This window comes from Streptomyces sp. NPDC088732, assembly GCF_044751205.1.
GTDB lineage: Bacteria > Actinomycetota > Actinomycetes > Streptomycetales > Streptomycetaceae > Actinacidiphila.
On the sequence record NZ_JBIVLI010000005.1, the window covers coordinates 144,320 to 167,588 of the forward strand.

Sequence of the window (23,269 nt, forward strand, 5' to 3'; positions counted from 1 at the left end):
GTCAGTGGCGGTAGAAGATCCGGTCCCGGTACTCGTCGAAGACCGCGGCGTTCCACTCGTGGCCGCCGTCCACGTTGCCCGAGCGCAGCATCGGAGGTGTGATCCCGCGCTCCGCGAGCCGCTGTGCCGCCGTCGCCACGACCGCCTGCATCAGGGCGCTGGTGACCACGGTGGAGGCGGGCCCGAAGGGCGCCGGGATGCCCTCGACGGTCAGCTCCGCGTCGCCGAGCGCGATCTTGCTGTCGATGACGATGTCGCAGTGGTCCTTCAGGAACGTGCCGCTGGAGTGCCGCGAGCGGGTCTCCTTCGTGTACGCGACCGAGGTCACGCCGACGACCGTGACGCCCATGGAGCGCGCGTCCCGCGCCATTTCCACGGGCAGGGGGTTGCGGCCGGACAGGGAGACGATCACCAGGACGTCCCCGGCGCGCAGCGGCGAGGTCCCGAGGACGACCCCGGCCAGGCCGTCGACCTGTTCCAGGGCGCTGCCGAGCGTCGCGGGGACGACGTCCACCCCGACCGCTCCGGGCACCGCGAGCAGGTTGACCAGCGCGAGACCGCCGGAGCGGTAGACGACGTCCTGGGCGGGGAGCGAGGAGTGCCCGGCCCCGTAGGCGAAGACCCGCCCCCCGGCGGCGACCGCGTCCGCGACGGCGCCGGCGGCCGCCTGGATCCCCTCGGACTCCTCGTCCCTCACGCGCCGCAGGAGTGCGATGGCGGCGTCGAAATATGTGGTGGCCAGATCGGTCATGCGGAGAACCGTGGTGGGCGCGGCGTCCGCCTGTCAACCGCGGGGGGCCGGTTGTCGGTCCGATGCGTCAGAATTGAGGCCAGGGCCACGCACGAGCCATCGAGGGGCACGCATGTCCGGACTCATCGACACGACGGAGATGTATCTCCGCACCATCCTGGAGCTGGAGGAGGAAGGCGTGGTCCCCATGCGCGCCCGAATCGCCGAGCGACTCGACCAGAGCGGTCCGACGGTGAGCCAGACCGTCGCGCGCATGGAGCGCGACGGCCTGGTGCACGTCGCCGGCGACCGGCATCTGGAGCTGACCTCCGAGGGGCGCCGTATCGCCACCCGCGTGATGCGCAAGCACCGGCTCGCCGAGTGCCTGCTGGTCGACGTGATCGGCCTGGAGTGGGAGCACGTGCACGCGGAGGCCTGCCGCTGGGAGCACGTGATGAGCGAGGCCGTCGAGCGCCGTGTCCTGGAGCTGCTGCGGCACCCGACGGAGTCGCCGTACGGGAACCCGATCCCGGGCCTGGAGGAGCTGGGCGACAAGGACGGCGCGGACCCGTTCCTGGACGAGGGCATGGTCAGCCTGAGCGAACTGGAGAGCGGGCTCTCCGGCGCGAGCGTGGTGGTGCGGCGGATCGGCGAGCCCATCCAGAACGACGCGCAGCTGATGTACACGCTGCGGCGGGCCGGTGTGCAGCCCGGCGCGGTGGTGTCGGTGACCCCTTCGGCGGGCGGCGTGCTCGTCGGCAGCGGCGGCGAGGCCGCGGAGCTGAGCAGCGACACCGCCTCGCACGTCTTCGTCGCCAAGCGGTAGGCGTCCGGCCCGCGCGGGAGCCGCCGTGGTGGGAGGGACCCCGGCGCCTCCCCTTGCGCCGGAATCCCCTCCTCCCCCTCCCCGTCCCCCCGGTCCCCGTGGAGGCCACCCGGATCCCCGAGCTGTCCGGGTGGCTCCCCGCTGCCCGTCTTCCCCGCCGGGCCGCGTCCCGCTGAAGTCCTCCCCTCGGCGCGCGCCGACAATCCTTGAGCGCTGTCACTCGAAAGAGCGGTGTTGCGTGTGTGAAGACCTCTCTCGAACAGAAATTCGATAGCCTGGGGTCCTGAGAACGTCACGCACCAGGGGGCGCCACATGGCCAGGCGTAGGGAAATCACCGGAGCGGACGGCCTCCCGCTCACCGCGTGGGAGCACAGCGGCGGGCCGGGAGCGGCCTCCGGCCCCGCCGTCCTGCTGCTCCACGGGCTGATGGGGCGTGCCTCCCAGTGGGCCGGCACCGCCCGGCGGCTCGTCGGGCGCCACCGCGTCGTCGCGCTGGACCAGCGCGGGCACGGGCACAGCCCCAAGCCCGAGGGGCCGTACTCGCGGGAGGCGTACGTCGGCGACGCCGCCGCCGCGATCGAACAGCTGGGGCTCGGCCCGGCCGTCGTCGTCGGGCACGCGATGGGCGCCCTGACCGCCTGGCAGCTCGCCGCCCGCCGGCCGTCCCTGGTCGGCGCCGTGGTGCTGTGCGACATGCGCGCGGCGGCCGTCGGCGAGGCCGACCAGCGGTCCTGGGAGGAGTGGTTCCGGGCCTGGCCGGTGCCCTTCCCCAGCCTGGACGCGGTGCGCCGGTGGTTCGCCGAGGAGGACCCCCGGGTGGAGGGCCGCCGTCCGGCCCGCGGGGAGTTCTTCGCCGAGGTGATGGAGGAGGGCGGCGACGGATGGCGCCCGGTGTTCGACCGGCGCCACATGCTGCGCTCCCGCGAGCCCTGGGTGCACGACGCCCACTGGGAGGAACTGGCCCAGGTCCCCTGCCCCGCCCTGGTGGTGCGCGGGCCGGACGGCGACCTCGGCCGCGCCGAGGCCCAGGAGATGGTCCGCGTCCTGCCCCGGGGCGCGTACGCGGAGGTCCCCGACGCCGGGCACCTGGTCCCCTGGGACCAGCCCGAGGCCTGGTGCACGGCGATCGAGAGCTTCCTCGCGGATGTCGCGCACGCCCCGGACGTCGCCGCAGCCCCGGTGTGCCGCGCGGGCTAGGCGGGGGCTCCCGGGGCGTTCTGGCGGGGCGTCAGGCGAAGACGACCGTGCGGTGGCCGTTGAGCAGCACGCGGTGCTCGCTGTGCCACTTCACGGCACGCGCCAGCGCCTGGCACTCCACATCGCGCCCGACGGCGACCAGTTGATCGGGGGTCAGGTCGTGCCCGACCCGCTCGACCTCCTGCTCGATGATCGGTCCCTCGTCGAGGTCCGCGGTCACGTAGTGCGCGGTGGCGCCGATGAGCTTCACACCGCGGGCGTGGGCCTGGTGGTAGGGGCGGGCGCCCTTGAAGCTCGGCAGGAAGGAGTGGTGGATGTTGATGATCCGCCCGGAGAGCTCCTTGCACAGATGGTCCGAGAGGACCTGCATGTAGCGGGCGAGGACGACCAGCTCCACCCCCTCCTTCTCCACCAGCGCCAGGAGCTGCGCCTCGGCCTCGGCCTTGGTCTCCTTGGTCACCGGGATGTGGTGGAAGGGGACGCCGTAGGAGCCGGCCAGCTCCTTGAAGTCGGTGTGGTTGGACACGACGGCGGCGATCTCCACGGGCAGCGCGCCGATGCTGGTGCGGAAGAGCAGGTCGTTGAGGCAGTGCCCGTACTTGCTGACCAGCAGCACGATCCGCATCCGCTCGCCGGACGGCGTGATCTGCCAGTCCATCCCGTAGGCGTCCGCCACGGCGGCGAAGCTGGCCCGCAGCTTCTCCGCGCCGACCGGGTGGTCGGAGGTGAAGTGCACCCGCATGAAGAACAGTCCCGTGTCCCGGTCACCGAACTGCTGGCTGTCCTCGATGTTGCACCCGGTCATGAAGAGATAGCTCGACACGGCGTGCACGATGCCCGGCTTGTCGGGGCAGGACAGCGTGAGGATGTACTGCTCGGCGGGCTGGGGCGACTCGTCGACGGCGTTCACAGGCCCAGCCTGGCACACACGGCGCCCGCTGATCCAAGACGTCCACGGGCCGGTCGTGTGCCGCGTCGCTCAGGCGGTCCTCATGTAGATCTTGAGGACATCCAGTGAACGCGGCGGCGCGTCCGGGTCCTCGCCGTCGGCCGTCGCCAGGCGTACATGCGCCTCGCGGGCCGCGCGGACCGCCTCGGTCCAGGCGTGGTGCTCCAGGTAGGCCGAGATCGGCGCGTCGGCGCCCACCTGGTGCAGGATCTTCAGGACGCGCAGCACGGCGACGTCGACGAGCGCGGCCTCCTGCGAGTCGCGGAAGACCGTTCCGACGTACTTCTCGGCGGACCAGTTGTCGAGCCATGTGTCCTCGACCAGGCGGTAGACGGCGTCCGTCACGTCCCCGTAGCCGGGCCGGCCGGCCAGCCAGGTCTCCTGGTGGAAGACCGGGTCGCTGATCATGTGCAGCGCGGAGCGCACATTGGCGCGCCAGCGCCACCACGGCATGTCATTGAGCGGCATGTCCCCCATCGTGGAGGAGCGGACACGCCGGCGGGAAGACTTCTCGGCACTCTGCACAGTGCACGATCGTACGTGCTCCAGATAGGAGCACATTATTTTCACCCGGCCGTTGTCCTGTGTTCCCTTGCGTTCACCCTGGAGTTGTGGATCGAGCGGAATCGTCCCGTTCCATGAGTGATTGGCGTTCGCGAACGGCCGTTCCCCTTGTCAGCGCGGCGGCCGGCGTCGCTCTGCTGGTCGGCTGCGGCGTGCTCCCGGGGGGGACTGGGGGTTCGACCGGACCGGTCGTAGTGATGACATGGGCTCCAGTAGAGACCAGCGCGACCAATATGCCGGGAATGCCGGCGATGGCACAGACCTTCGCCAAGTACGTCAACGCCAAGGGCGGCATCGGCGGACGTGAGCTGAAGGTCATCAGCTGCAACGAGCACAACACCTCCCTGGGCGCGCAGGATTGCGCCCAGCGTGCCGCCGACGAGGGTGCCGTCGCCGTCATCGGCTCGTACAGCCAGTACGGCGCCGCCTTCACCTCCACGCTGGAGGCGGAGGGCATCCCCTACATCGGTGGTTACGGCGTCACGCAGGACGAGTTCGAGAGTCCGTTGTCGTACCCGATCAACGGCGGTCTGACCGTGCTCATGGCCGGCAACGGCCGCCAGCTCGCCGGCAAGTGCGACAAGGTGAGCCTGGTCCGTCCCGACACGGCGGCCGGCGATCTGTTCGCCCGTTTCCTCGACACGGGCCTGCAGGACGCCGGGCGGACGAAGGCGAAGGACTTGCGCGCCAAGGAGGACTCCACCGACTACAACCAGATCGCCCTCCAGGCGGTCGGTGAGAACAAGGCCGACGAGTGCGTCAGTGCGGCCCTCGGTGACAAGACCGCCACCTTCTTCGACGCGTTCCGCCGCACCACCACCCACAACCCGGTGACCGGCAAGGACGAGAAGCCCAAGGCCCTCATCGCGTCCGTGCTCGGCAGTGTGCAGCAGTCCACGCTCGACAGCACCGGCGGCCCGAACAGCCCGCTGGAGGGCGCGTACGTCACCGGCTGGTACCCCCCGGCCTCCGACGCGCGCTGGGCGACGATGCGCCAGGCCATCAGCAAGTACGCGTTCGGCAACAACGACATCGACCCCGACGACCCGGGCGTGCAGACGACATGGATCGCCTACACGGCCTTCGCCGAGGTCGTCGGTGAGATGGGCAACGACGCGCCGATCACCGCCGCCACCGTGAAGGCGGCCCTCGACAAGGCGCACGGCATCTCCACCGGCGGGCTCACGCCGCCCCTGGGCTGGCGCGAGCAGGACGCCGCCTCGATCATCGACCAGCCGCGCATGGTCAACGGCAAGGTGACCTACCAGAAGGTCGTGAACGGCAAGCTGGTCGCCGTGAGCAACGGCTTCGTCGACATGACCAAGACGCTGGAGAGCGCCCCGCGCGAATGAGCCGGGAACCGGCCCGGGACCAGGGCCGGCCGTACGTGCGAAAGCCCCGGAGCGGTGTACTCCGGGGCTTTTCCGCGCGCGGGCCGCGCCCGGTCAGATCTGGGTGTACTGGTGCTCGGTGAGGTCGTACTTCTTGGCGATGGTGTTCCACAGGCCGACGGCCGTCTTCTTGGCCTGCGTGGCGTTGCCGCTCTCGTTGTTGCCGGCGGCGGTCTGCCCGGTGGTGCGGGCCTTTCCGTGCTTGCACATCCGCTTGCCGTCGCGCACCTGGTCGGCCCAGGCCGCGTAGTGGTTGTCGGCGGCGGCCGAGGCGGACCACGCCTTGTTCAGGGCCTCCACCAGCCGCTGGTGATCGGGCAGCTGGTCCACGGAGAGGGTCTTCAGGCGGGCTATCAGCTCGCCGCGCTGCTTGGCCGCCGCCCGCAGATCGGTGGCCGCCTGGTCGAGGTTGTCGCACTGGTTGATGTTCGCCACCGCGTTGATGACGGCGGTGCGGCTGCCGCCGCTCTCCTTCAGCAGCGAGTCCAGCTCTCCCGCCTGCTTCTCCGCCGCGCTCGCGTCGTTCCCGCCGCCGGAGCCGTCCGGGGCCCCGGAGGGGGAGGCGGACTGGCCGGCGGACGCCGTCGGGCCGGTGTCGTCCCCGCCGCTCATGAGGGCTCCCGCGGCGAGGCCGGCTATCGCGCAGCCGCCCACGACGATGCCTATGAGGGCCGCGGGGGAGAGCTTGCGGCTGCGGCGCGGGCGCTCCTCGTAGGAGGCGTCGTACGTGTCGTACGTCTCGTACGAGGGGGCCTGCGGCTGCTGCTGCTGGTAGACCTGCGGCTGGTAGGCCGACTGCTGCTGCGGCAGGTTCTGCGACGGCGACGGGCCGTCCTGGCGGTACAGGTGGCCGAAGTCGTCCTGCGGCTCCTGCTGCGGCTGCTGCGGGTAGCCGTACGCCGGCGCCGGGGACGGCGAGAGGTCCTCGTAGCGCGGCAGGTGCTGGGTCGCCTCCGCCGGGCCCGGGGCGCCGGGGTGGAGGTCGAAGGGCGCCGACTGGGACGCCGGGAACGGGGGCAGCATCTGGGTGGCGTCGGCCTGGCCCGGGAACTGCGGCAGGGGCTGCCCGACGTCGTGGACGGCCGGGGGCTGCGCCTGCGGGTAGGGCGGGAAGAGCTGCGTCGCGTCGCTGTCCGGCAGGGGCGCCTGGGGCGCGTAGTACGGGTCCTGCTGCGCCGGCTGGCCCCAGGGCCGGCCGCCGGCCGGACTGCCGCCCCACGCCGGGGGCAGCTCGGGCTCGGGTGCGCGCCCCTGTGCGGGCAGCACCACTCCCTCGTGCACCTCCGGATACGCCTCGTCACCGCGTCCGCCGTGCATCACCGCTACCTCTGCCTTCTCCGTCGACACGGAATCGTCGGCTCACGCTACCGGGTCGGCTTCACAAGGCAACACGCCGCGGGGGGTCCGGGAAGTCCCCGCCGGGTGCCCCGGCGCAGAACAAGGTGCCCGCGGTGGTGGGTTGATGTCGTTCGCATAACGATTCGGTTCCGCCCCCCGGCAGGCCGGGGGGCGAACCCCCGTCAGGCCGCGGCCTCCTGCTCCTCCAGACGGGCGTCGAACTCCCGGACCGCCGACTCCGCCGCGTACGGCTGGAGCCGCGTCCGCAGGTCCTCCAGATACTCAGCGCCGCGGTTGGAACGCAGCGTGGACAGCAGCTCCACGGCCTGCGCCCCGGTGTGGCAGGCCTGTTCGACCTCGCGCTGCTGCACCTGCGCCTGGGCCAGCACCAGCAGCCCGATCGCCCGCCGCCGCGCCTTCTCCGGGCCCAGCGCGGACAGCGCCTCCTCGGCACGGCGCGCGGCCTGCGGCGCCTGGTTCAGATCGCGGTGGCAGTGCGCCAGTTCGTCGGCGAGATAGGCCTGGTTGAAGTGGGCGATCCAGTCGGGGTCGTCCTCCGGGACCGAGCGCTCCAGCGCCTCCACGGCCTGCCCGGCGACCGCGCCGCAGGCCCGCGCGTCGCCCATCAGCGCGTGGCCGCGCGCCTCGGCGGCGTAGAACATGGCCTGCGCGGTCGCGGTGACCTGGCCGCGGGCGCCCTCCTGCGCCGCACGGGCGAGTTGGGCGATCTCGCGGGGGTTGCCGAGCTGCGCGGCGAGATGGCTCATCCCGGCCGCCAGGACGTAACCCCCGTACGCGCGGTCGCCGGCCGCCTGGGCCAGCCGCAGTGCCTGGATGTAGTAGCGCTGCGCGAGTCCGGGCTGCCCGGTGTCGACGGCCATGTAGCCGGCGAGTTCCGTCAACCGGGCCACCGCGGAGAAGAGCTGACGGCCCGTCGCCTCGCGGTAGGAGCCCGCGAGGAGGCCGGAGACCACGCTGTTGAGGTAGTGCACCACCACCGGGCGCACATGGCCGCTGCCGAACCGGTGGTCGAGTTCGTTCAGCGCCCGGGTCGTGGCCCGCACCGCTTCCACGTCGGACATGCCGACCCGCGGCCCGCCGGTGCGCGCCACCTGCGAGTCGGCGCGGGTGATCAGCCAGTCGCGGCTCGGCTCGACCAGCGCGGAGGCGGCCACGGACGACCCGGTCAGGAAGTCCCGGCGGCCGACGTCGCTGCGCCACAGCTCGCAGACCTGCTCGATCGCGCCCAGGACGGTGGGCGAGAAGTGCAGGCCGACACCGGTCGCCAGGTTCTTGCCGTTGGCCATGCCGATCTCGTCGATCGTCACGGTGCGGCCCAGCTTGCGGCCGATGGCCTCGGCGATGATCGCCGGCGCCCGGCCCCTGGGCTGCTGGCCCCGTAGCCAGCGGGCCACCGAGGTCTTGTCGTAGCGCAGGTCGAGGCCGTGCTCCGCCCCGCACATATTGACCCGGCGGGCCAATCCGGCGTTGGAGCAGCCGGCTTCCTGGATCAGTGCCTGCAGCCTTTCGTTGGGCTGACGTGCGACGAGCGGTCGTGCGGCCATGGGCTCCCCCTCATAGCTGCCGCTTGTGCGGGACCTCAAGATCCCTTGCCTGAAGATCCCTTCCCGGTACGCGCCTCTCGGATTCGCCGCAAACGCCATAATTTGCGGCGGGATGCATGCCTACACACCCAAGAGTGATTACCCGGATCATGTACGACCTCCACCGCGCGCCCCCGTACGTGCATCCGTGCGCCCGTCATGACCCGCGAGGTGGACTCGTCACCGCCCGTAACCCGTGCTCAGCGCCGCAGTTGTGATGGTCGTGGAAAACACCGTGGACGACACCCTCGCAGCCCCCCGGCAGACCGCCGGCCAACTCCTCGACGCCGCGGTCGGTTACGCGGAGGAGCGGCACTGGGATGTGCTCCCCGGAGCCTGGCTCACCGAAGGGACCGGACCGGTGGCGGGCCCCGGCGGCCGGCGCGCCGCGTTCTGCTCGTGCGGCGAGCCCCGGTGCCCGCGGCCCGGCGCGCACCCCCTGAGCGCCGACTGGATCGGGCAGGCGAGCGGGAGCGCCGCCGCCGTGCGCCGGATGTGGCTGGCCCAGCCGGACGCCTCCGTCCTGCTGCCGACCGGCCGCGCCTTCGACGCCATCGACGTCCCCGAGGCCGCCGGCTGCCTCGCGCTCGCCCGGATGGAGCGCAGGGACCTGCCGCTGGGCCCGGTGATCGGCACCCCCGACCGGCGGCTGATCTTCTTCGTGCTGCCCGGCGCCGGGGCCAAGGTGCCCGGGCTGCTGCGGCGGCTCGGCTGGTCGCCGTCCACGCTCGACCTGGTCGTACGCGGCGAGGGCGACTGGATCCCGGCCCCGCCGACCCGCCTGGCGGGCGGCCAGACCGTCCAGTGGGCCCGCAAGCCCACCGCGGTCAACCGCTGGCTGCCCGACACCGAGGAACTGCTCGGCCCCCTCGCCTACGCGTGCGGAGGGACCAGGTAGCCACCGGACTGTGGGCGGGGCGGCATAGGCTGGGCGGATGCCGAACGAACCCGTCACGCCGCCCGCCGTGCGCGTCCAGGGACTCTGGAAGCGCTTCGGGCAGCAGACCGCTGTCGCCGGGATCGACCTGACGCTGCCCGCCGGTCACTTCGTCGGGCTCGTCGGTCCCAACGGCGCGGGCAAGACCACGACACTGTCCATGGTCACCGGACTGCTCCGGCCGGACGACGGCACGGTCGAGATCGCCGGGGCCGACGTCTGGCGCGACCCGGTCGCCGTGAAGTCCCGGATCGGCGTGCTGCCCGAGGGACTGCGCCTGTTCGAGCGGCTCACCGGGCGCGAACTGCTCGCCTACACCGGGCGCCTGCGCGGCATCCCGGGAGCCGAGACCGACCGCAGGGCGGCCCAGCTGCTGGACGTCCTGGACCTGGCCGGGTCCGCGAACAAACTGGTCGTCGACTACTCGACCGGCATGCGCAAGAAGATCGGGCTCGCCGCGGCGCTGCTGCACAACCCCGAAGTGCTCTTCCTGGACGAGCCGTTCGAGGGCGTCGACCCGGTGTCCGCCCAGGTGATCCGAGGCGTCCTGGAGCGCTACACGGCCTCGGGGGCCACCGTCGTCTTCTCCTCCCACGTCATGGAACTGGTGGAGAGCCTGTGCGACTGGGTCGCCGTGATGGCGGCCGGCCGGATCGTCGCGCAGGGGCCGCTCGCGGAGGTCCGCGGGCAGGCGGCGACCCTCCAGGACGCCTTCCTCACGCTCGTGGGGGCGCACGACCGGGCGGCAGGCCGCGAGCTGGACTGGCTCGGCGGCGGCGGGACCGGCGGTGCCGGCGGCCGGGGAGCGGGACGGCCGTGACCGGGACCTTCGTACGGCTCAAGCTGTCCGTCATCCGCAACGGACTGCGGCAGTCGACCGGCCGCACGGTCGGCTGGATCGTCGGCACGCTCGTCGCCCTGATGTACGCGTTCGGCGTCACCGTGGGCCTGGTCGTGCTGCACGGCCACGACTACGCGCCCGTCGCGGCCGTCGCCGCCGGGACCGTCCTCGCCGTCGCCTGGACGGCGATGCCGCTGTTCGTCTTCGGCGGCGACGAGACCCTCGACCCCACCCGGCTGGCGATGCTGCCGCTGCGCCCCCGCCCGCTGATCCGCGCGCTGCTGGTCTCCTCCCTGGTCGGCGTCGGACCACTGCTGACCCTGCTGGTGACGGCCGGGGCGGCGGTGGCCGTGGCCCACGGGGCGGCGTCGGTGGCGGCCGCGGTCGTCGCCGTGCCCCTCGTGGTGGTGCTGTGCGTGGCCCTGTCGCGGGCCGTCGCGGCCGCCAACACCCGGCTCCTCACCAGCCGCAGGGGGCGCGACCTGGCGCTGCTGAGCGGTGTGCTCGTCGCCGTCGGCGCCCAGTTGGCCAACCTCGGCGCCAACGCCCTGGCCTCCGGCAACGGCCTGGAACGGCTGGAGGGCGTCACCTCGGTACTGCGCTGGCTGCCGCCCGCGTCCGCGCTCGACGCGGTGCGGGCCGCCGGCGCGGGCGCGTACGGGCTCGCCGCCGCCGAACTCCTCTGGACGGGCGCGGCGCTGGCCGGCGTCCTCGTCTGGTGGCACCGCAGCCTGGACCGGCTCATGACCCGCCCCGACTCCTCCACGCTCCAGGCAACGCGCCCTACGCGGGTCCGCAGCACGCGCTCCCTGTTCCCCGAGGGCCGCGCGGGCACCGTCATGGAGCGCCAGTTCCGCTACGCCTGGCGCGACCCGCGCACCAAGGCCGCGTGGGCCACCGCGCTCGCCGTGGGACTGCTGCTGCCCGTGGTCTCGGCCGTGCAGCACGGCAGCGTGTACTCCGCGTGCTGGGCCGCCGGACTGCTCGGCCTCCAGATGTACAACCAGTTCGGCATGGACGGCTCCGCCTTCTGGACCGTCGCGGCGACGATCTCCTCGCGCGAGGACGCCCTCGCCGAACTGCGCGCCCGCGCGCTGGCGATCGCCATCGTGGCCGTCCCCTACGTCGCCGTGGTCACGGTCGGGACGGCGCTGCTCCTCGGCCGCCTCGACGCGGCACCGGAGACACTCGGGCTCTCCTTCGCCCTGCTCGGCGCGCTGATCGCCACGGGCGCGTGGGCCAGCGTCCGCTTCCCGTACTCCATGCCCCGGGAGAACCGCTTCGGCAGCTCCGCCGCCCCGGGGCAGGGCAGCCTGGTCTGGCTGAGCCTTGTGGGCGGCGCGGGCATGGGGACCGTGCTCACCCTGCCGGTGCTCGCCCTGCTGATCTGGCTGCACGTGGCGGACCGCCAGGGCGCGTTGTGGCTCGTCCTGCCGGTCGGCTGCGTCTACGGGGCGCTGCTGGCGGTCGTGGGCGTGCGGGCGGCTGCGCCGGGCTTGCGGGGGCGGCTGCCGGAGATTCTCGCGGCGGTCAGCAAGGGGTAGCGCTTCGCTTGTGCGGGGTCTTTTCGGTGCGGGCCCGTTGGGGTTGGTCGCGCAGTTCCTCGCGCCCCTTTGGGGGTGTCCTGGTTGGGCGTTGGCCTCGTGCGCGGGGGTGGGGCTGGGTTCTTTGCGTGATGGTTCGTTGGGGCTGGTCGCGCAGTTCCCCGCGCCCCCTTGGGGCGCGTTTTCTTGGGTGTTCGCTTGTTCGGCCGGGTTGGGGCTGGGCGCGCGGTTCGTCGTGGCTCGGGGTCAGAGGCGGGAGAGGGATGCCGTGGCGAGGAGGATGTCGCGGATGGCGTCCGGGTCGCCGCCGCGGCCCGCGGCGATGCGGGTGGGCGGCAGATGGCCCGCGGCGAGCTGGCAGAAGTCGATCTGGTCGACCGCCAGTTGGGCGACGACGTTGTCGGGAGAGCCGACGGCGCCCGGGGAGTCGAGGCAGATGTACCAGTGGCCGCCGCCCTCGCCCTCGACGTGCAGGTCGAGGGTGCGGCCGGGGGCGCCCGCGCGCACCAGCCGCGCCGGGGAGTCCGCCAGCCCGGCCTGCCGCAGGCCCGCCAGCGCCAGCGGGAGCATGCGCGCGGCGAGGTCGATCATGCTGTTGAGGTGCGCCGGCGCGGGCGGCCCGTACTCGGGGTAGTCCAGTGCCTGGGCGATGTCCTCGGCGTGGATCCAGCACTCGAAGGCACGGTCGATCAGGGCGTCCCGCATGGGCACCACGACGTCTGCGAAGTCGACGGGCAGGCCGCCGGTGCCGGTGCCGGCGAAGGACAGGGTGCGCACGATGTCCCGGGTCTGGGTGCGCCACTTGTTCCGCACGAAGCCGCGGGTGTGCTGCCGGCAGCGCTCTCCCGCCAGTTCGGTGCGCTCCAGGCGGGTGCGGGGCGCACCGGGGCCGAGCGGGTCGTCGAGGCCGAGCGCGGTGGCGACGACGCCGTCCACGGAACCGAGGTGGGCCAGGACCCCGCAGAGCGTGAGTTCGCGTTCGCCGCCCGCCCAGACGAGCTGGACCGGCAGTTCCCACTCGTTCTCGCCGAGGTCGGACAGGAGCGCGTCGAGCCGGGCGGTCTCCGCGTCGTAGGGTGCGGCCCACTGGGGGACGGGGATGCGGGCGGGGCGGCGTCCGAGGCAGCCCTCCAGGACGCGGGCGCGCAGCAGGGGGTCGAGGTCGAGGGACTCCTCCTGGTGGAGGAGTTCGACGGCCCGGCGCAGCCGCAGTGCCTCGTCCGCGCACGGCGCGCACGCCGTCAGGTGCTCGTCGACGGCGAGCGACTCGTCGCGCGAACAGGCCGACAGCGCCCAGGCACCCAGGAGGGAGCGGAGCACGCGGTGGTCGTACCGGGGCTGTTCGGGCTGCATGGTCACGCTTTCCGGGAGCGGGCCGTCCTCGGCGGCGCCGCGGGGCATCGGCACACGGGGCGGGGTGGCCCCGTGCGGGGAGGTGTCGCCGTCTCCGGCGGGTCCGGTCACAGGGCACGCCCCTCGGGGGCGGGGTCCTGCATGGCGGTGGAGAGCAGTTGCAGTCCGAGCCGGAGCCGGCGGCGGGCCTCGTCGTCGGTGACGCCGAGGTCGACGGCGGCGGCGCGGTAGTCCATGCGGCGCCGGTAGGCGAGGTCGAGCGCCTGGCGCAGCGGTTCGGGCATGGAGGTCACGATGTAGTCGGCGCGGGCGGCGGTGTTGGCCTCCCGGACCCGGGTCTCGACCTCCTCGGGGGTGCCCTCGCCGTGGCTCTCGGCGAGCCGCAGCCGGTGGACGGCCTGCTTCTGCGTGAGCCCGGCGATCCAGGAGCGCAGCGAGCCCTGCTTGGGGTCGTAGGCGTCCGGGTTCTCCCAGATGTAGCCGAAGACCTCACGGGTGATCTGGGCGGCGGCCTCCTCGTCGTCCATGACGCGGTGGGCGAGGGTGTGCACGAGGGAGGCGAAGCGGTCGTACAGCTCGCCGAGGGCTGCCTCCTCGCCGCGGGCGAGGCGCTGCTGCATCTTGCGGTCCCAGCGGGGTGGTGCCGATGCCGCCATGCGTCGTCCCCCCTCTTCGCCTTTGTCGCCGTCGCCCGACTCCGGTCGTCCTGCCTCGCATCGAATGTATCCGCCCGGTGCTGCCGTGTACGCCGCCTTGGGGCAAGCTTCTGCCGAAACTGATCAATTCTGGTAATGCGTTATCTGTGTGTGACCGAAAGATTGCGAGGAAGCAGCCTGGGAAGGGCATAGGTTCAACAGAATCGGTGCCAGGAGAAGGGCCAGACAGTGGCGTTGAAGGTGACGCACGACGAGCGGGACGGCTGGACGGTCCTGACCGTCTCCGGCGCGTTGGACCTCGTGACCGCCCCCACCGTGCGCGGGCACGTGCACGAGGCCGTCGCCGACGGGCGCCGCGACCTGGTGCTGGACCTGGCCGGGGTGGACTTCTGCGACTCCAGCGGGGTCGGCGTGCTCATCTCCGCGCGGCGCTTGATGCGTTCCTGCGCCGGGCGGCTGCGCCTGATCCTGCCCTCCGACGTGCGGGGGACGAACGCCGCGCACGTCAACAAGGTGCTGGCCGCACTGGGGGTGCGGCGGCTGTTCGAGGTGTTCCCCGACATCGCGGCCGCGACCGACGACGAGGCGGGACCGCTGTCGGCCTGAGGCGCGCGAGGTCCTACGAGTCCGCGGGGGCCGGCCCGAGTGTGGTGGTGCCGATCGCGGCGCGGTGGCCGAGCCCGGTGCGGTAGGCGTCCAGCGCGGCTTCGACCCGGCCGGCCCGCCGCAGCAGGTCGCCCAGCAGCCGGCAGATGTCCGCCAGGTCCCCGGCCGCGCCCGCGCGTTCCAGCAGGGCCAGCGCGGAGACGTAGTGCTCCTCCGCGGCCTCCGGGTCGCCGCGCTCCTCGGCGAGCAGCCCCAGCAGCCGGTGCGCGCCGCCCGCGTGGACGGCGCCGCGCCACGGGCCGAGCTGGTCCAGCAGCCGGGTCAGCAGCTCCTCGGCCTCGGCGGACTTGCCGCGCCGGCGCAGCACGTCGGCGAGTTCGACCTCGACCTGCACGGTGAAGAGCACCGAGCGCCCGGCCACCAGCATGTCGCGGGCGGTGCGCAGTTCGCGCTCGGCCTGCTCCAGGTCGCCGTCCTGGGAGTGGACGTAGCCGCGCATCCAGTGGCAGTGCGCCAGTTCCGTGTGCAGTTCGAGGCGCTGGAAGATCTCCTGGGCCTTGGCGAGGGAGGCCTCGGCCTCGCCGGTGCGCCCCGCGACGATCAGCGTGCGGGCGATGCTGCGGTGCATCAGCGCGACGAGGGCCGGGTCGGCCGCGTCGGGCGCGAGGTTGAGCGCCTGCTCCGCGGCGTGCGCGGCGCGGGCGTAGGCGCCCAGGTCGGTGTACGGGCCGATCGCCGCGACGTGCAGCATCAGCAGGGCGTCGGGGTCGGGGCTGCCGCCGGACGCCGCCTCCGCCTGGAGCCGTGCGATGCCCTCTTCCAGCAGGTGCGCGGCGTACCGCACCTCACCGGCCAGCAGGTGCGTGACCGCCCGGCCGCGCAGCGCGGTGGCCCGGTGCGCCGGGGCCGCCTCGGGGGCCGCGTCGAAGAGGCGTCCCGCGTTCTCGAAGTGGGCCCGGGCCTCCATGAGTTCGCCCGCGTCGAGCGCGGCCTCGCCGAGGCGCAGCCGCACCTGAGGATCGTTCAAATCCTCGTCCAGGACGTCTTGCGTTCGGTCCTGGTCGTCCTGTGCGCCCACCGTGCCCCATTCCCTCCGGATCTCTTGCGGAGGAGGTTACGCGGCTTTGCACCGGCCATGCCTCACGCTTTCGTAAAGCGGTTCCCCGGTCGAGGTGCGCGCAGGTCGCGCGGTGTCCCGGCGGCTGGAGGCACGGCCGCCGTTTCCCACCCGGATCCGGGTGGGAGGTGCATCCGCACGGGAAACGGGCATGGGTCCTGGGGTGCGGGGCGGCCGGTCGCGGACGGTGGGGACCGCATGCGCGGAACGCCCGGGCAATGGCGCCCTTTGCGGCATTTATTGAGGCATGTCGGAATCGTCGGAGATAAGGGGTGAGCGGTGTCGATATCGGGTTGTGTCCGAGGTGTGACTCGTCACGCCATGGAGTCGGGCGTCACCTCGGGTACGCTCCATCGGGTGCGTGTGGTGCAGGAGCGCGACGTGAGCAGTCGGAGCGCGGCCCGGGGGCCGGGCAGGCGACCGCCGTCGCGCTGTGCGTATTCGCCCCGTATTGAGCCCCGCACAGTATGCAGCACCCCTCCCCCTTCGCGCTGGAATATGCCCGAAGCGCTTGTTGGGGTGACTGTCGGTCAATCATGCTGTGTCGCGAAGGGGTCACGCTTGGTGACCTTGCCGAGGCGCGAGGCGATGTGTCCGCCGGTTCGGATGGTGTGAGCAGTGCAGATGCTCCAGGTTCAGCTAGAGGTAGGCCCCGACCCGGCCGAGGTGGGCCGGGCCCGCAGCTGGGCGCGTTCGCGTCTGGCCGGTTCCGGCATAGGGGCGGACGAGCCCGTCGCCGAGACATTGATCCTGCTGATCTCCGAACTGGTCACCAACGCGGTCGTGCATACCGGCTGCCCCGCGGTGCTGCGGATGCTCTTCCGGTCCTCCGGCGCCTCGCAGGGCCAGGAACGCGACACCGTACGGGTCGAGGTGGCCGACACCAGTGACGCGCCGCCGCGGCCGCGCCACGCGGACAAGGACGAGACGGGCGGGCGCGGCCTGGAGCTGGTGGACGGCCTGGCGGACCGCTGGGGCTGGCAGCGCGAGGGTGCGGGCAAGCAGATCTGGTGCGAGATCGACCGCTGCGCGCGAGGTCAGGCGATCGTGCCGCCGCAGGCCACCGGCGGGCTGATCGGCCGCCCGGCGTTCTGAACCCCGCCGGCGGGCGCGCCGAGGGCTCAGCGGATCGCCGTGTCCCGGAAGGTGCGGCGGTAGGCGGTCGGTGAGACGCCGAGCGCCGCCTGGAGGTGCTGCCGCATCGAGGCCGCGGTGCCGAACCCGGCGTCGCGCGCGACCTGGTCGACCGACAGGTCGCTGGACTCCAGCAACTGCCGGGCCCGTTCGACGCGCTGCTGCACCAGCCACTGACCGGGGCTCGTGCCGACCTCCTCGCGGAACCTCCGGGTGAAGGTGCGCACGCTCATCGACTCCTTCCCGGCCAGCTCCCGCAGTGACAGCGGTCGGTCCAGCCGGCTCAGCGCCCAGGCCCGCGCGGTCGCCGTCGTGGCCAACTGCGGTTCCGGAAGCGGCCGCTGGACGTACTGGGCCTGGCCGCCCTCGCGGTGCGGGGGCACGACCGTGCGCCGGGCGCTGGCGTTGGCGACGGCCGCGCCGTGGTCGCGGCGCAGCAGGTGCAGGCACAGGTCGATGCCGGAGGCGACGCCCGCCGAGGTCAGGATGGTGCCGTTGTCGACGTACAGGACGTCCGGCTCCACCCGCACCCGGGGATACAGGCGCTGGAAGTGCTCGGTGCTGGACCAGTGCGTCGTCGCGCGCAGTCCGTCGAGGTAGCCCGCCGCGGCGAGGAAGTACGAGCCGGTGCAGATGGAGACCAGCCGGGTGCCCGGGCGGATGCGGGCGAAGGCCGCCGCGAGACCGGGGGTGAGCCGGCCCTCGGAGTGGGCGCTGTCGCGTTCGTGCGCCGCCGGGACGATGACGGTGTCGGCCTCCTCCAGGATCTCGGGACCGTGGGGCACGGCGATCTCGAAGTCGGCCTCGGCGCGCACGGGACCGGGACCGCCCGGGGTGCAGGTGCGCACCTCGTACAGGTCCGTTCCGCCGGGGGTCCGCGCGCCGCCGAAGATGCGGTGCGGGATGCCGAGTTCGAACGGGATCACCCCGTGCTGCACCAGGACGGCGACACGGTGCGGCCGCACCGGGCCGGCGGGTTCTGCGGCGGCGTTCTCGGCGGACTCCAGCGGCGTGGCCATGGCCCGATCCTTGCACATCATGGCCATCCGGCCACTCGTTGTGCGGGAATCGTTGCCCGATGCTCATCTGGTGACGCAGACTCCGGAGCTTCCCGCCCAGCCCCTGAGGGACCTCGCCCTCCCCGACGCCCGTCCGCCGCGCCGCCTGCGGGTGCACCGCGCCTGGTACGTCGCCGTCGCCAGTTTTGTCACGCTCGTCGGCGCGGCGGGCTTCGCCTCCCTGCCCGGACTGCTGATCGAGCCGCTGCACAGCGAGTTCGGCTGGTCGCGCGGCATGATCGGGTTCGCGGTGTCGGTGAACCTGGCACTGTACGGGGTCACCGCGCCGTTCGCCGCCGCGCTGATGGACCGCTTCGGCATGCGCAGGGTCGTCGTCGCCGCGCTCCTGACGATCGCCACCGGCGCGGGCCTGACCGTCTTCATGCGGCAGAGCTGGCAGTTGGTGCTGCTGTGGGGCGTGCTCGTCGGGCTCGGCAGCGGCTCCATGGCACTGGCCTTCGCCACCACCGTCACCAACCGCTGGTTCGACAAACGCCGCGGCCTGGTCACCGGCATCCTCACGGCGGCGGGCGCGGCCGGCCAACTGGTCTTCCTGCCGGGGCTGTCCGTGATCGTCGAGGATGCCGGCTGGCGCTCCGCCACGCTCACCGTCGCCGGTGCCGCGCTGCTGGTCGCGCCCTTCGTGTGGCTGCTGCTGCGCGACCACCCGGCCGATGTCGGGCTCGCCCCCTACGGCGCCGCGCAGTTCGTGCCCAAGCCCCCGCCGGTGACCGGTGCGGCCGTCCGCGCGCTCAGGGCGCTGGCCGGCGCCGCGAAGGGCGGGCCGTTCTGGCTGCTCGCGGGCACCTTCGCGATCTGCGGCGCGTCGACCAACGGACTGGTCAAGACCCACTTCGTCCCCGCCGCCCACGACCACGGCATGCCGGTGACGGCCGCCGCGTCGCTGCTCGCCGTCATCGGCGTCTTCGACATCGCGGGCACGATCGCCTCCGGCTGGTTCACCGACCGCTTCAGCCCGCGGCGCCTGCTGGCCACGTACTACGGGCTGCGCGGGCTGTCGCTGATGTTCCTGCCCGTGCTCATGGCCGGCAGCGTGCAGCCGCCCATGGTGCTGTTCATCGTCTTCTACGGCCTCGACTGGGTCGCCACGGTCCCGCCGACCATCGCCCTGTGCCGCGAGTTCTACGGTGCCGACAGCGCCATCGTCTTCGGCTGGGTCCTCGCCTCCCACCAGCTCGGTGCCGCCCTGGTGGCCTTCCTCGGCGGCGCGGCACGCGACGCCTTCGGCTCCTACGACCTCGTCTGGTACGCCTCCGGGGCGCTGTGCGCGATCGCCGCGCTCCTGGCACTGGTGATCCGCCGGGGCAACGGCACGACTCTGGCGGCCCCGCTGGCCGCCTGAGGCGCTGCGGCCGGTGGCCCGTCACCCCGCCCACGGCGGCCGCGGCGGGTCTGCTTCTTCTGCCGGCTCACCGCTCGGGCCCCGGGGAGGGACGGCCAACTGGTCGTCCCCTCCGGGGCGTAGCGTGATCGTCATGGGGTGGGGGAGATCATCCGGGGGAGTGTCCGGCAGTCCGTGGGACGACGCGGGGAGGGCGGCCGCCGTCACGGCCTACTGCGCGGTGGCCGTGGTGGCGCTGACGGTCCAGACCGTCGTCGCCCCGGCACTGGAGTCGTCCTACGGGCCGGCCGGCGGCGGGCTCGTGTTGTGCCTGTTCCCGTTCCTCCTCGTGGCTCTCTGGGCCGGTGGTGTGGCCGCCTCCCTGCTGCACGCCCTGCCCGCCGCAGCTCTCGGCCACGCACTGTCGCGCCGCATCGACGTGCCTCGCACGCTGTGCTGCCTCGCGGCCGAGGTGGTGCTCGCCGCCGTACTGGCTGCGCCGGCCCCGGCGTTGGGCCTGCCCTACCTGACGGTGTGGTGCTGCATCGCCGGGGCCGGCGTCGCCCCGGTGCTGGCCGCCTCGTTGTACGCCGTTCGCCCGAACCCGGGCGGGAAGACCGGATGGCCGCGCCAGAAGCAGGTGGCCGGCCAGATCTCCGTCGTCGGTGTCGTGCTGGTCGGAGTCGTCTTCGCGGGCGGCCTGGTGGCGTACGGGACGGGCCTGGTGAAGGAGTACGAGCCGCCGGTCCTGGAGTCGGGAGCCGACTACGCGGGTACCTGGCGCGACAAGTTCGACGGGGTCATGCGGTTCTCGGCGGACGGCACTTTCATCGCGCAGGGCGTCCGCGAGTACGACGCCGACGCGTCGGGCCTGTACAGCCACTACGTCAGCCACTCCGGCCCCGGGACGTGGCGGTACGTCAAGGAGAGCGAGGGCGGGGTGCCCGGAGGGCTCACGCTCACCTTCGGCGACGACGGCGCCGAGATGGGCCATTGGTCGTCACGGGGTACCGAGGCCCGGCCGGTGCTCTACCAGGAGCTGGGCGATCCGGATCTCGCGATCTGGTACCTGTTCAGGAAGGACGCCGCCCCGTGATCCGGGGTGGAAGGCGGGCCGGCCGGCCGAGGGGGAGAGGCCGGCCGGTCCGCCGGACCGGGGGTGGTGCCGGGCCCGCGCCGGTGCGGCGCGGAGGGTGTGCGTGGGGGTGCGCGCGCCGTCCGGGAGGCGCCGGAGCGCGCACGCCCACACCGTGTCGATACCCGGCGTGGCGCCTCGGCTACCGCCTGGCAACGGACTTGGCGATCCTGCGTGCGTCGATGGCCATTTCCCGCAGGTTGCCGCTGATGGGGTTGGTGAAGCCGGTGAAGTACAGGCCGGGCGCGCTCTTGTGGCTGCGGCCGCCGTGCACCGAGGGCCGGCCGCGGCCGTCGAGCACACCGAGGTGGCCGACCAGCGGTTCCAGGCCCCGCCGGTAGCCGGTCGCCGCGATCACGGCCTCGGGGGTGAGCCGGGTGCCGTCGGCGAGCAGGACCTCGCGGCCGTCGAAGCCCTCGACGGCGGCGACGGGTTCGACCTTGCCCGTCTGTACGGCGGCGATCAGGCCGACGTCCTGGACCGGGATGGCGCCCTCGCGCACCCGCGAGTAGAGGCCGGTCCGCGGTCGCGGCATCCCGTGGGCCGACAGATCGGGCACGGAGATCCGCTCCACATATGGCGCGATCGCGTCCACCAGCGGTGCCGGCAGGCGGCGGACCAGGATGCCCGTGCGCTGCGCGGGCCACCCGGCCGTGGAGCGGCGCAGGATGTGCGGCGGGGTGCGCACCGCCAGGCGCACCCGGGCCGCCCCCGCCTCGACCAGGTCGACCGCGATCTCGGCGCCGGTGTTGCCGACGCCGACGACGAGGACGTCGCGGCCCGCGTACGGCGTGCCGTTGCGGTAGCCGGACGCGTGCAGCAACTCGCCGTCGAAGGTGTCCAGGCCGGGCCAGTCCGGCAGGTGCGGGGTGTGGTTGAAGCCGGTGGCGACCACGACGCTGCGGGCGCTCAGCATGCGGCCGCCGGTCGCGGGGAGGGCCCAGCCGGCCGCGGGGTCCCGCGCGGGCTCGATGCGGGACACCTCGATCCCGGTGGCGACGTCCAGGTCGTGGAAGCGCGTGTACTGCTCCAGGTAGCGCACCACGTCGTCGCGGCCCACCCAGCGGCCGTAGGACCGCGGGATGGCGAGGCCGGGCAGCGCGGACAGCCGTCTGGTGGTGTGCAGATGCAGCCGTTCGTAGTGGCCGCGCCAGGACGCGCCCACGGCGCCGGAGCGCTCGACGACCAGGGTGCGTACCCCGCGGTGCCGCAGTGAGGCCGCCACGGCCAGCCCCCCCGGCCCGGCACCGATGACGATGGCGTCCGGGGCGGCCGCGCCCGGTATCGGGGCGACGGCGGAGGCGGAGGTGTCGGTCATGTCGTACTCCCGTGGCTGACTGATGGCGAGGTCACTCCGGAAGGTAGCGCGCTTCACCGCCCGCACCTCGCCGAGGAGGGACCGCATCCGGTCAACCGGCGCGCCGCCGGGGCGCACTCGCGCGGCCGGACCCCCTGGTCGGCGCTCCGCGGCGGTTGGTTGAATGTGGCCGTGCAGGAACCCGTGCTGGTCCCCGTGGAGTTGCAGGCGTTCGACCTGCTGCTCAGGCCCTGGGAGGACACTCCGGGAGATTTCGCCGCCGCTCTGCGCGGGCTCGGCGACCCGGACTTCCGGCGGTGGAACTCGGCGGTCGTGCCCCGGCCGGACGAGAACGGCGTACGCGACTTCCTGCGCCGCCGGCGCGACGGGTGGGGCGCGGGCGACCTCGCCTCCTTCGCGGTGACCGAGGGCGGCGCCGTGCTCGGGCAGGTCGCCGTCGGCCTGATCGACCGGCCGATGCGCACCGCCCGGGTCAGCTACTGGCTGCTCCCCGAGGCGCGCGGCCGCGGGGTCGCCTCACGGGCGCTGGAGGCGGTCACCCGGTGGGCGTTCCGCGACCTCGGCCTGCACCGCCTGGAACTCGGCCACGCGGTCGGCAACGAGCCGTCCTGCGCCGTCGCCGGACGCTGCGGCTACCCCCTGGAGGGCGTCCTGCGCGGGGCGATGGTCGATGTCTCCGGCCGGCTCAGGGACGTCCATCTGCACAGCCGTCTCGCGACGGACCCGCGGCCGGCCGGCCGGGCCTGAGGCGTCCGTCCGCGCCCCGCGCTCGACCGAACGGGTGCCCGTGCTCTGCTTGCGGAATCGGAAAGGAAAACGCGGGCGCCGTTCCGGCAACCTCCCCCGAGGACCGGTCGGCGCCCGCGTCTTTGCAGGCAGGACTACGACGGCAAGGACTTTAAAAAGGCCGCGAGCGGCGGGAATCAGCGCGTGGGCTTCTTGCCCGTCACTCCCAGATGGACGAGCAGTGCCAGATTCGGCTTCAACTCGGCCTGTTTGACGCCCCAGCTCTGAAAGCCCTTTTGGTGTGCGGCGACCGCCGCGAGCATGGCCACAAGGGACCCGGCGACGGCCGCCGGAGTGATGTCCTTGTCGACCCTGCCCTTGCTCTGGAGCTCCTTGACGGAATCCGAAAGGGAGTTGGTGAGGGGGTTGAGGATCTTCATGCGGAGTTTGTAGAACCGCTTGTCCCCTTCCGCCGCGCCCAGATCCACGACACGCAGGATGGCGTCGTGCTTGCGCCAGAAGGAGAGGAAGCCCTCGACGAGTTCCTCCGCCGCCGTGGCACCGGCCTTGCCGGCCCAGGAACGACCGGCCACGAGGTCCGTCAACGCGGCGCCCTCCTTGGCCATCTCCTCGGCCAGCTCGAGCACGGCGCCCTCGACGTCGGGGAAGTACTGGTAGAACGTTGCGGGGGAGGTACCCGCCATCCGGGCGACGTCGATGACCTTGACGTCCCGGTACGGCGACGTGCTGAGCATTTCGCTGAGGCAGTCGAGCAGCTTCTGCCGCGTCGCCTGACCCCGACGTCCTGCCACACGGCCGTCGACGGTGCGAACTTGTCCTGTCATGCCGTCAGTTTACGGGCTGGTGATCAGCGCGCGATTCGGTGCCTGCAAATGGGGAAG

22 protein-coding genes are annotated in these 23,269 nt (G+C 72.9%); 11 read left to right on the forward strand and 11 right to left on the reverse strand.

What is annotated here, in order from left to right:
- Position 1 precedes the first annotated feature (1 nt).
- Positions 2-751, reverse strand: coding sequence for an SIS domain-containing protein (locus tag ACIP9H_RS11000; RefSeq protein ID WP_401592505.1), 750 nt, complete (start codon positions 749-751; stop codon positions 2-4).
- A 112-nt stretch (positions 752-863) separates the two neighbouring features.
- Here ACIP9H_RS11000 and ACIP9H_RS11005 point away from each other — a divergent pair, with 112 nt between their 5' ends.
- Both ACIP9H_RS11005 and ACIP9H_RS11010 read left to right on the forward strand, forming a co-directional pair.
- Positions 864-1,556, forward strand: coding sequence for a metal-dependent transcriptional regulator (locus ACIP9H_RS11005; protein WP_360901107.1), 693 nt, complete (start codon positions 864-866; stop codon positions 1,554-1,556).
- 313 nt (positions 1,557-1,869) lie between these two features.
- Complete coding sequence (locus tag ACIP9H_RS11010) at positions 1,870-2,754, forward strand: alpha/beta fold hydrolase (RefSeq protein WP_401958786.1); 885 nt, start codon at positions 1,870-1,872, stop codon at positions 2,752-2,754.
- Positions 2,755-2,785: 31 nt separating this feature from the next.
- Here the strand turns inward: ACIP9H_RS11010 and purU are convergent, their stop codons facing one another.
- Positions 2,786-3,664: a formyltetrahydrofolate deformylase gene (gene purU / locus ACIP9H_RS11015; protein WP_360901113.1), complete on the reverse strand. Its 879-nt coding sequence runs from the start codon at positions 3,662-3,664 to the stop codon at positions 2,786-2,788.
- Positions 3,665-3,733: 69 nt separating this feature from the next.
- Positions 3,734-4,180, reverse strand: a complete 447-nt coding sequence (locus ACIP9H_RS11020; protein WP_401592510.1) for a hypothetical protein — start codon at positions 4,178-4,180, stop codon at positions 3,734-3,736.
- A 161-nt stretch (positions 4,181-4,341) separates the two neighbouring features.
- On the opposite strand from ACIP9H_RS11020, the gene ACIP9H_RS11025 reads away from it, so the two are divergent.
- The gene (locus tag ACIP9H_RS11025; protein WP_401592512.1) at positions 4,342-5,619 is read left to right on the forward strand and encodes an ABC transporter substrate-binding protein; all 1,278 of its coding nucleotides are present in this window, start codon (positions 4,342-4,344) and stop codon (positions 5,617-5,619) included.
- 93 nt (positions 5,620-5,712) lie between these two features.
- On the opposite strand, the gene ACIP9H_RS11030 is transcribed toward ACIP9H_RS11025, so the two are convergent.
- Both ACIP9H_RS11030 and ACIP9H_RS11035 read right to left on the reverse strand, forming a co-directional pair.
- Positions 5,713-6,975, reverse strand: a complete 1,263-nt coding sequence (locus tag ACIP9H_RS11030; RefSeq protein WP_401592514.1) for a hypothetical protein — start codon at positions 6,973-6,975, stop codon at positions 5,713-5,715.
- 203 nt (positions 6,976-7,178) lie between these two features.
- Entirely contained in the window at positions 7,179-8,561 is a 1,383-nt protein-coding gene (locus tag ACIP9H_RS11035; RefSeq protein ID WP_401958792.1) for a transcriptional regulator, read from the reverse strand.
- Between the two features lie 256 nt (positions 8,562-8,817).
- Here ACIP9H_RS11035 and ACIP9H_RS11040 point away from each other — a divergent pair, with 256 nt between their 5' ends.
- The 3 genes from ACIP9H_RS11040 to ACIP9H_RS11050 are packed head-to-tail and all read left to right on the forward strand — an operon-like array spanning position 8,818 to position 11,922.
- Complete coding sequence (locus tag ACIP9H_RS11040; protein ID WP_401592600.1) at positions 8,818-9,498, forward strand: bifunctional DNA primase/polymerase; 681 nt, start codon at positions 8,818-8,820, stop codon at positions 9,496-9,498.
- A gap of 37 nt (positions 9,499-9,535) precedes the next feature.
- Positions 9,536-10,357 (forward strand): ABC transporter ATP-binding protein, encoded by an 822-nt coding sequence (locus ACIP9H_RS11045; RefSeq protein WP_401592518.1) that lies wholly within the window; start codon positions 9,536-9,538, stop codon positions 10,355-10,357.
- Positions 10,354-11,922, forward strand: a complete 1,569-nt coding sequence (locus ACIP9H_RS11050; protein ID WP_401958795.1) for a transporter — start codon at positions 10,354-10,356, stop codon at positions 11,920-11,922. The genes ACIP9H_RS11045 and ACIP9H_RS11050 overlap by 4 nt, the downstream gene beginning before the upstream one ends.
- Before the next feature lie 246 nt (positions 11,923-12,168).
- Here the strand turns inward: ACIP9H_RS11050 and ACIP9H_RS11055 are convergent, their stop codons facing one another.
- Entirely contained in the window at positions 12,169-13,386 is a 1,218-nt protein-coding gene (locus tag ACIP9H_RS11055) for a maleylpyruvate isomerase N-terminal domain-containing protein (protein WP_401592522.1), read from the reverse strand.
- On the reverse strand, positions 13,383-13,931 hold the full coding sequence (locus tag ACIP9H_RS11060) for a sigma factor (RefSeq protein WP_401592524.1): 549 nt from the start codon (positions 13,929-13,931) through the stop codon (positions 13,383-13,385). The genes ACIP9H_RS11055 and ACIP9H_RS11060 overlap by 4 nt, the downstream gene beginning before the upstream one ends.
- A 228-nt stretch (positions 13,932-14,159) precedes the next feature.
- Between ACIP9H_RS11060 and ACIP9H_RS11065 the strand changes: the two genes are divergently transcribed.
- Positions 14,160-14,537, forward strand: a complete 378-nt coding sequence (locus ACIP9H_RS11065) for an STAS domain-containing protein (RefSeq protein WP_401592526.1) — start codon at positions 14,160-14,162, stop codon at positions 14,535-14,537.
- A 13-nt stretch (positions 14,538-14,550) separates the two neighbouring features.
- Here the strand turns inward: ACIP9H_RS11065 and ACIP9H_RS11070 are convergent, their stop codons facing one another.
- Positions 14,551-15,576: a tetratricopeptide repeat protein gene (locus ACIP9H_RS11070; protein ID WP_401958998.1), complete on the reverse strand. Its 1,026-nt coding sequence runs from the start codon at positions 15,574-15,576 to the stop codon at positions 14,551-14,553.
- Between the two features lie 696 nt (positions 15,577-16,272).
- Here ACIP9H_RS11070 and ACIP9H_RS11075 point away from each other — a divergent pair.
- Positions 16,273-16,749: an ATP-binding protein gene (locus ACIP9H_RS11075; RefSeq protein ID WP_401592528.1), complete on the forward strand. Its 477-nt coding sequence runs from the start codon at positions 16,273-16,275 to the stop codon at positions 16,747-16,749.
- Between the two features lie 26 nt (positions 16,750-16,775).
- On the opposite strand, the gene ACIP9H_RS11080 is transcribed toward ACIP9H_RS11075, so the two are convergent.
- Complete coding sequence (locus ACIP9H_RS11080; protein ID WP_401592530.1) at positions 16,776-17,807, reverse strand: GlxA family transcriptional regulator; 1,032 nt, start codon at positions 17,805-17,807, stop codon at positions 16,776-16,778.
- A 70-nt stretch (positions 17,808-17,877) separates the two neighbouring features.
- Here ACIP9H_RS11080 and ACIP9H_RS11085 point away from each other — a divergent pair, with 70 nt between their 5' ends.
- Complete coding sequence (locus tag ACIP9H_RS11085; protein WP_401958801.1) at positions 17,878-19,209, forward strand: MFS transporter; 1,332 nt, start codon at positions 17,878-17,880, stop codon at positions 19,207-19,209.
- Between the two features lie 160 nt (positions 19,210-19,369).
- Positions 19,370-20,284: a hypothetical protein gene (locus ACIP9H_RS11090; RefSeq protein ID WP_401592534.1), complete on the forward strand. Its 915-nt coding sequence runs from the start codon at positions 19,370-19,372 to the stop codon at positions 20,282-20,284.
- A gap of 181 nt (positions 20,285-20,465) precedes the next feature.
- On the opposite strand, the gene ACIP9H_RS11095 is transcribed toward ACIP9H_RS11090, so the two are convergent.
- On the reverse strand, positions 20,466-21,641 hold the full coding sequence (locus ACIP9H_RS11095; protein ID WP_401592536.1) for a flavin-containing monooxygenase: 1,176 nt from the start codon (positions 21,639-21,641) through the stop codon (positions 20,466-20,468).
- A gap of 171 nt (positions 21,642-21,812) precedes the next feature.
- Between ACIP9H_RS11095 and ACIP9H_RS11100 the strand changes: the two genes are divergently transcribed.
- Positions 21,813-22,388 carry a GNAT family N-acetyltransferase gene (locus ACIP9H_RS11100; RefSeq protein WP_401592538.1) on the forward strand — a complete coding sequence of 192 codons (576 nt, stop codon included), beginning with the start codon at positions 21,813-21,815 and terminating at the stop codon, positions 22,386-22,388.
- Between the two features lie 176 nt (positions 22,389-22,564).
- Here the strand turns inward: ACIP9H_RS11100 and ACIP9H_RS11105 are convergent, their stop codons facing one another.
- A complete protein-coding gene (locus ACIP9H_RS11105; RefSeq protein ID WP_360901157.1) occupies positions 22,565-23,212 on the reverse strand; it encodes a TetR/AcrR family transcriptional regulator in 648 nt (215 codons plus the stop codon).
- Between the last annotated feature and the right edge of the window lie 57 nt (positions 23,213-23,269).